This window comes from Lysinibacillus parviboronicapiens (assembly GCF_003049575.1).
GTDB lineage: Bacteria > Bacillota > Bacilli > Bacillales_A > Planococcaceae > Lysinibacillus > Lysinibacillus parviboronicapiens.
In genome coordinates this window covers 38,433-46,203 of record NZ_PYWI01000029.1, presented here as the reverse complement: position 1 = coordinate 46,203, position 7,771 = coordinate 38,433, and the positions used below count along the sequence as shown (strand labels likewise).

At 37.3% G+C, this 7,771-nt stretch carries 7 protein-coding genes; all 7 read right to left on the bottom strand.

All coding sequences use genetic code 11. The features are described 5' to 3' along the window. Positions 1 to 493: 493 nt before the first annotated feature. The 7 genes from rlmH to walK all read right to left on the bottom strand — a co-directional run bounded on the left by rlmH (position 494) and on the right by walK (position 7,766). Positions 494 to 973: a 23S rRNA (pseudouridine(1915)-N(3))-methyltransferase RlmH gene (gene rlmH, locus C9J35_RS19040; protein ID WP_054768466.1), complete on the bottom strand. Its 480-nt coding sequence runs from the start codon at positions 971 to 973 to the stop codon at positions 494 to 496. 90 nt (positions 974 to 1,063) lie between these two features. Further along, positions 1,064 to 1,228 (bottom strand): CxxH/CxxC protein, encoded by a 165-nt coding sequence (locus C9J35_RS19035; RefSeq protein WP_107925979.1) that lies wholly within the window; start codon positions 1,226 to 1,228, stop codon positions 1,064 to 1,066. A gap of 182 nt (positions 1,229 to 1,410) precedes the next feature. Continuing rightward, positions 1,411 to 2,706, bottom strand: a complete 1,296-nt coding sequence (locus tag C9J35_RS19030) for a S1C family serine protease (protein WP_107925977.1) — start codon at positions 2,704 to 2,706, stop codon at positions 1,411 to 1,413. Positions 2,707 to 2,983: 277 nt separating this feature from the next. Then, positions 2,984 to 3,772 (bottom strand): MBL fold metallo-hydrolase, encoded by a 789-nt coding sequence (locus C9J35_RS19025; RefSeq protein ID WP_107925975.1) that lies wholly within the window; start codon positions 3,770 to 3,772, stop codon positions 2,984 to 2,986. 1 nt (position 3,773) lies between these two features. Continuing rightward, a complete protein-coding gene (locus C9J35_RS19020; protein WP_054768467.1) occupies positions 3,774 to 4,595 on the bottom strand; it encodes a two-component system regulatory protein YycI in 822 nt (273 codons plus the stop codon). Beyond that, positions 4,582 to 5,904 carry a YycH family regulatory protein gene (locus C9J35_RS19015; RefSeq protein WP_107925973.1) on the bottom strand — a complete coding sequence of 441 codons (1,323 nt, stop codon included), beginning with the start codon at positions 5,902 to 5,904 and terminating at the stop codon, positions 4,582 to 4,584. Before C9J35_RS19015 ends, C9J35_RS19020 begins: the two co-directional genes overlap by 14 nt. Then, positions 5,901 to 7,766, bottom strand: a complete 1,866-nt coding sequence (gene walK, locus C9J35_RS19010) for a cell wall metabolism sensor histidine kinase WalK (protein ID WP_054768468.1) — start codon at positions 7,764 to 7,766, stop codon at positions 5,901 to 5,903. Before walK ends, C9J35_RS19015 begins: the two co-directional genes overlap by 4 nt. Between the last annotated feature and the right edge of the window lie 5 nt (positions 7,767 to 7,771).

Genomic DNA, 7,771 nt, shown 5'->3' with positions numbered 1-7,771 from the left:
AGATGTGTATAAGAGACAGGGCAATGGCAATGGCAATGGCAACGGCAATGGCAATGGCAATGGCAACGGTAATGGCAATGAGGTTACCGAAGATGAGTTATAATTAATTTCAGTTCAAGCAAAAAAAAAGAGAAATTGCACAGCGTAATTTCTCTTTTTGCTATTTATTATAAAGCAATCCCTTTAAAAAAATTATCTCCTACTAAACTAGCTGTGACATTTTCTTTTTGATTTTCTTGCCATATTTGATACAAATCAATTCCTCTTTATCTCTCCCAAATCAACGTCATTTGTTGTAGAAGTTCTTCCCATGTTTGCCTTTTTTCTTTCGTTACTTTGCCAAGGTCAACTCCCCTCCTTCACTTAATTAACTAGCGAAATAATAAAACGTTACGAGATTTCCAAAAAAATAGACATATTCATTTTATCTGAATATGCCTAAGTATTAATTATATAAATATATAATATTTAAAGATGCATTATAAAACCGCACTTACTTATGATACGGTTCGCCCTTCATGATTCTAAAGCTTCTATAAATCTGCTCGATTAGCACCAACTTCATCAGCTGATGGGGCAATGTCATTTTGCCAAATGATTGCTTTTCGTCGGCGCGCTTCAATACATCGTCGTGTAAACCGAGAGAGCCTCCTATTACAAAGGCAATTTTACTTTTACCATAGGTCATTAATGACTCAATATCTGTCGCCATTTCCTCAGAGGTTTTCATCTTGCCATTGATGGCAAGCGCAATAACATATGTGTCAGGACCAATTTTAGAAAGAATACGCTCTCCTTCTTTCTTCTTGACGATTTCCATTTCGGCTTCGCTTAATTGCTCCGGTGCTTTTTCATCTGGCACTTCCATTAATTCCATCTTTGCGTAACTACCTAGCCGTTTTATGTACTCATCAATTCCCATTTTTAAGTACTTTTCTTTTAGTTTCCCGACTGATACAATCGTTATATTCACACGTTATCCACCTTTACAATTCATTTACAAACAATTTATCCACAAAAGTTATCAACATATCCACAAGCACTTCCTATATATTGTGTAAAGTTATTTCCTTGATACAATATATTCTCCTGGCTCTTCACAGTAACTGCATTTTGTGGATAACTTTTTATCCTCTTCGATTTTATCCATAATTGGGAATACTTTTTCCTCTGCCACGAACATGTCTAAAGCGTGATCTATATGCTTTTCACAGCTGTATTTTTCCATTTTTACTTGACTCCTTATTTTCCGAAATTTCCACAAACTTATACACAAATCAGCCTATGTTATCCACAATCTATTGTAACAAAGGAAAAGCGAGTAGGAAAGAAAAGGCTTTCTCCCACTACTCGCTGTGTAAAGTTACTATTCACAATTTTCTAGTTATCCACACCACTTAAAGTGTTACTTTACAGTGTATCACTATTTGTTAACTTTAATGATAGCTCGACTAATTTACCTTGGCGATATACTTTCATTGTTAATTCATCACCAGTCTTTTTCTCATTATATAAATGTTTACGTAAATCGATAGCTGTTTCAATTTTTTCGCCATCCATTTCCACAATGACATCATATTGTTTAACGCCTGCTTTTGCAGCTGGTGAGTTCCCCATAACATCTGTAATCACAACACCTGTTGTTACTTCTTCTGGTAACTTCAATGTTTGTTGTTGGTAGAATGCTGGTACATCTGTTAAATCAACTAGCGAAATACCCATTGTTGGACGTTTCATTTCACCGTTTTGTTCTAGCTCTTCAATAATTGGAATAGCTGAGTTAATTGGGATGGAGAAGCCTAGACCTTCAACAGATGATTCGGCAATTTTCATAGAGTTAATGCCGACCAATTCCCCTGCTAAGTTTACAAGTGCCCCACCACTGTTACCTGGGTTGATGGCTGCGTCTGTTTGTAAAACTTCTTGCTGCCAATCTTCTGTACCATCTCCATTTAAGTCCACTGGCACCGAACGATCTTTACCTGAAACAACACCAGTTGTAACAGAGCCATAAAATTCTAAACCAAGTGGATTCCCAATAGCAATTACTGTTTCGCCTTGCTTTAAGACATCTGAGTTACCGAATGTTGCAACTGTTTTAACATTTTTGGAGCTAATTGAAATAACAGCAAGGTCTGTCCACATATCACGACCTACTAATTGAGCCTCTTCTTTCGTGCCATCTGCCATTGTTACCTCTAACTGTTTTGCCCCTTCAATAACGTGATTATTTGTTACGATAAAAGCTTTGTCGCCTTCTATTTTATAAACAACACCTGAACCGCTTCCTGCCTCTTGTGTTGATGTCGAAGGTTGACTCCAAAAGCCATTGCTAGTCACTTCTTGTATATTGGTAATTCCGACAACAGCCTCTGAGGCTTTTTCTACCGCTGCTGTAACGTCTGTTGTTACTTCAGTTGCTACCTGATTAATGGTTGTGTCATTTTTGTCTGAGCCATTTGTTGTAGTCCCTGGCATTTGATTGACAAGTCCAGGTAGCATTAGCCAAACGAGTAAAGCGCCAATAATAACACCGATAAGACCGCTAAAGAAGTAACCGCCCTTACCACCTCCACCTTTCTTTTTTAAACGCTTTGATTGCATTTCCCTCTCGTCCCGTTCGAGTCGCTCTTGTAGAGGTGATCTCTGTATTTCATCATTATTTAGAAAATCACTGTTTTTATCGTTATCTTGAAAATTACTCATCGTCCTCATCCTTTCATTTACTGCTATTTGTTAATTGTTACCCTTATCTTACGATTCAAACATTAAAATCAGATGAAAAATAAATAAAATAGTCATAAAAATAGCTGTTCAATGCATTCATTTCAAAATGCACTTGAACAGCTTTTTTTATGAAGACTCTAGTAAATCTTATGGCTCTTTTCCCACCCTGTCCGTCTGCGCTCCATTTCCCAGGAGACAGTGGCAAAGCTTGTAGAAGTAATCTCTGTAAGCACTCCAACCACCATTGGCCTTTATGTTAAACGGTTACTAACTTTGTAGGCTCATCTGCATCAGTATCAAATAAATGCACATATTCGCCTGCAATAATACCACATGATTGCAAGGTTTGCGAAACACTCATGCGCGCCAACTCTTTCATGTTATTGTCCTTACTTAAATGTGATAAATAAATATTGGTCTGCTTGTCAAAAACAACCTCACTCATGGCGATAGCAGCATCCTCATTTGACACATGTCCTACATCACTTAAAATACGTCGTTTTACCGACCATGGATATCGGCCCATTTGCAACATATTCACATCATGATTACTTTCAAACACAAAGGAATCTGCCCCACGGATTATCCCTTTCATACGATCACTCACATAACCTGTATCAGTAATGATAACGAGCTTGCGCCCATCCTCATGGAATGTATAAAACATTGGATCTGCCGCATCATGTGATACTGCAAAAGATTCAATCGCTAATGAGCCGAAATGTTTCACAGTATCCATTTCGAATTCGAATCTTTGCTCAACTGGAATATCACCTACGAGCCCATCCATTGCCTGCCACGTTTTAGCGTTAGCATAGATTGGGACATTATACTTTCGTGCTAAGACACCAATTCCTTTAATATGATCACTGTGCTCATGTGTGACAAAAATGCCATTTAGCTTTTTCATATTACGGTCGATTTTTGCAAATAGTTGTTCCATTTTTTTACCACTAAAGCCCGCGTCGACGATGAAAGCATAATCGTCGTTCTCGACATAAATTGAATTGCCTGTACTACCACTTGCTAAAACACTAAATCGCATACTAAACTCCCCAGTCTTCTTCTTCGCCCTCTTGCTTGTCCCCTTGGATTTCAATAACATTACCTTCAACAGCATTGACAAAGTACTCTTCTGTTTCTCCATCCGATAATTTCACGCGTACTTCCCATGTTGGAACAAGTACCTGTGTTCGAGTTAAATAAACAAGTGTCGAGTAGCCTAACTTCATTTGCGTAATCCGCGAATCTGGCTTTAACAGCCCTTTTGCATATAATGTCTGTAGAATTTGAAGAGGTGGGATGACACTTTCTTGTTGCTCCATCTCTTCAATACTATCAATCATTGTTTGCTCGTACATTGTTACTTCGTTGTTTGAATTCCATCGTACTTTTAATAAACCACTCTTATTGTAATAAAGCATTCGATTATTTGTTTTTTGGAAGAAAATTGCGACACGTTCCTCACGGTCTACCTTCCATAATGCATAAGAAGTACCCTCTTTAATATGCGCTTGAGCAAATTCTGTAAAGCTCGTATCATCATTTACATTTCGTAATTTCACAGGACTTTCCAGAATAACGCGCGCTCTCGTTTCAACGGAGAGATCCACTTGATGATTTGAGTTAACAAATTCAGCGGGGGTGAAATTATGGACTTTGCCAGAAATGTACGTAGCCGATTCTATACTATTTGGGAGTGCCCCATACGTAATATTATCATCTTCTAAACGAACCCCAATTGTTTTCTCACCAGATATTTCTACGTTTTGCGCCTCGTTATAACGACTCACGTACAACCAATATAAGAAAATATTGAGGATTAGAAAAACCATAATAAAAATGGATTTTGTTCTATTCCAATCCATTTTTGACACCCCCTAGCATATCAGGCGTCAATAAAATCCATGCACCATTGCGTATAACAAACCACCTTGGCTCTAAATTAAATAAACTTTCGTTTTCTTCTTTCGTTAAATAATAACCCAAGACAATTTCATCTATATCCGATAATACAATATTATTAAGCGTATGAATTTTTTCTACTATTTCTGCTCCAGAAGGTAATTCCTTAATCTCTTGTTCCGAAATATCCATATCTAATGAAAAGTATGGTCGTTTATAACGGAAAATGCGATTGTCCCCCCAAACAGTTGTAATGCGGGTTGTTGCCTGATCGCTATATACCGGGTATCCCTGTAAATAGAGTTGATAATCCAATTGATTTTTACTTGTACTTGTTGATACATAGCGATAATCCGCTGTCAAGCCCCCATGTTCATTGATAAATTCAAAACTACTATTTAATAGTTTTGACGGCTCTGTTCGTTCACTACTTTCTGCAGCTGGATACACGTAGTTCAAGGATTTTAATCTCTTATCGATGGTCATTAGGGACATGCCATCTGTATACTTTTCAGATGTAGAACTTTCAACATTGCTCTGTACAATATTTGGATCTGTAAATAACACATTTTTAAATGATTCAAGTGGTAAATCAACTATATAATACGTATACTTTACAGATTCGATTTTATCGTTGGCTACATAAAGTGACGTATAGCCATCACGCTCTACTTCTTTAAATACACCATACTGCTTTGATGGTTCAACAATATCACTTACAAACTGGTGAGCATTTGCAATACTTACATGTGAACGTAGCAGTGATTTGTTATTGCTACTTACGAAAAATATTTGTAATTCTTTATTGTTGTATTGGCTCCAATCTATAATCATACGATTGAAGGTTGTTTCTGGTAGTTCCTTATCAGCAAATTGAAAGATAGAGCTAAATGCTGAGAATGGAATCTCCCCAGCAAAAAAGACTGTCATACGATTATTTGCCCGAATCAGCTCATTGACATAGTCTGATGAAATTTCATTATTAACACGCACCAAATCAAGAATGTTCCAGCCCTTAAAAGCATTCATAATATCTTTCATAGTGCTATTCGATACAGTTCCGGTAAATTCATCTTCAGCTCGATAAATAGCTTTATAAGGTCTGATGACATCTTCTAGATTTTTTTGTGCATCAATTAAGATTTCTTTGCCTTCTGTTTGTTCAATAAATTTATAATCTGGCGTATATGTCCAAATAATAAAGGTCAACACAACACTCAACATTACAAGTAGAAATAAAACAGCAGATTTAACTGGTTCTATATATTTCATTCCCACTCACCCGCCTCGTCAAATTCATCTAAATCATATGGTAATGTGAAGAATATCGTTGTACCATGACCTTCATCACTTTCCGCCCAAATTTTCCCGCCATGTGCCTCAATCATTTCCCGTGCAATAGCTAGACCAAGACCTGTTCCACCCATTGAGCGTGCACGTGCACGGTCTACTCGGTAAAAGCGATCAAAAATGCGACCGACATTTTCTTTAGGAATCCCCATGCCGTCATCGGAAATCATAACCTTCAACATATTGCCCTGAACAGTAAAGCCAAAGCGTACATTACCACCGTCGGGTGAATACTTAATAGCATTGGAAATGATATTATCGATAACTTGTGTCACCTTATCAGTGTCAATTTCAACATAATAAGATGCCTCTGGAAATAACCGTTCAAATACTACCTTATCTGACTTAGACATTTCAAAGCGATCGATGATGCGATTAAAGAATGAATTAAATAGGACAATGTCTTTATTCAACTCATAATCCGCACTATCCATACGAGATAATTGTAATAAGTCATTGACTAAACGAATCATACGCTCAGTCTCTGTTTGTGTAACATTTAAAAATGTCGGTGCGATATTTTCATCTTTCCAAGCTCCTTCAGCTAATGCCTCTAGATAACTGCGCATCGTTGTTAATGGTGTTCGTAGTTCATGTGAAACATTGGATACAAACTCTCTACGATCCATTTCAATCTTTTCCTGCTCCGTGTTATCATGTAGCACGGTAATAAGACCATTGATAAAGCCCGTCTCTTTTTGAATAACTGAGAAATTCGCGCGTAATATATATGGAGCATCTGCCGTACTGAAATTTAAATTTACTGCATCATTCATGTAAATTAAATCTTCAAAGCTATATTCCTGATCAATGCCTAAAACAGATGCAATTGGGCGACCTAGTGTAATATCTCTTGAAATATGCAGTAATTCTAGTGCAGGATCATTAATAAGAATAATACGCCCTTTACGATCAGTGGCAATTACACCATCTGTCATATTACTTAGCACCGAATTGAGCTTACGTCTCTCTGCCTCTGTTGTCGATTGTGCCTCCTGCAAGCGATTCGTCAAATGGTTAAAGGTAAGAGCAAGTTGCCCAATCTCATCTGTCCCATAAACTCGTACTTTACGTGAATAGTTCCCTTTTGCCATTGCCTGTGCCTGCTTTCGCATATCAGCAATTGGCTGTGTAATTGTACGAGCCACTAAAATTCCTAAGAAGATAGTGATGACTAAGGACATCGCTGTTCCGCCCAAGAAAATACGGTTAATATCATTCATTTGTTCAAAAACTGATTCAATATTTGATTCGATATAGAGTACCCCTATAATTTCATCATCAAGACCTGCACCATCACGAATTGGCGTTGCTACCACCCATACTCGATCACGCGTTTTATTGTCAATTTTTATAATATCAAATAACGTTTCTGCTGAAATTGCCCGACGTACAATGTCCGTATTCGAACGTTGCCCAATCAAATTTTGGTTCTCTACTTCTGAGGTTGCGAGTATACGCTGGCGACTATCTATGACGCGAATCTCTAAAATATCGCCAGTTGAAACATCCTTTAAGCCCGTAGAGAATTCCTTTACGATAGACTTTAGACTTTCCTCAAGTTTTGGCATACTTTCATCGCGTTCTTTTAAAATTTCTTCACGAATGCTATATTGCATCAAATCGACACGTTGAAAAATGGATTCTTGGAAATTACTCTTCAAATTTCGCTCTAATTCACGTGCGAAATAGATGCCTATAATTTGCAAAGCTAGCATGATTAATAATATATAAATAAGCACTAGCTTGACATGAATTGATTTAAAGAAGCTCACTTTCTGCATTCCGT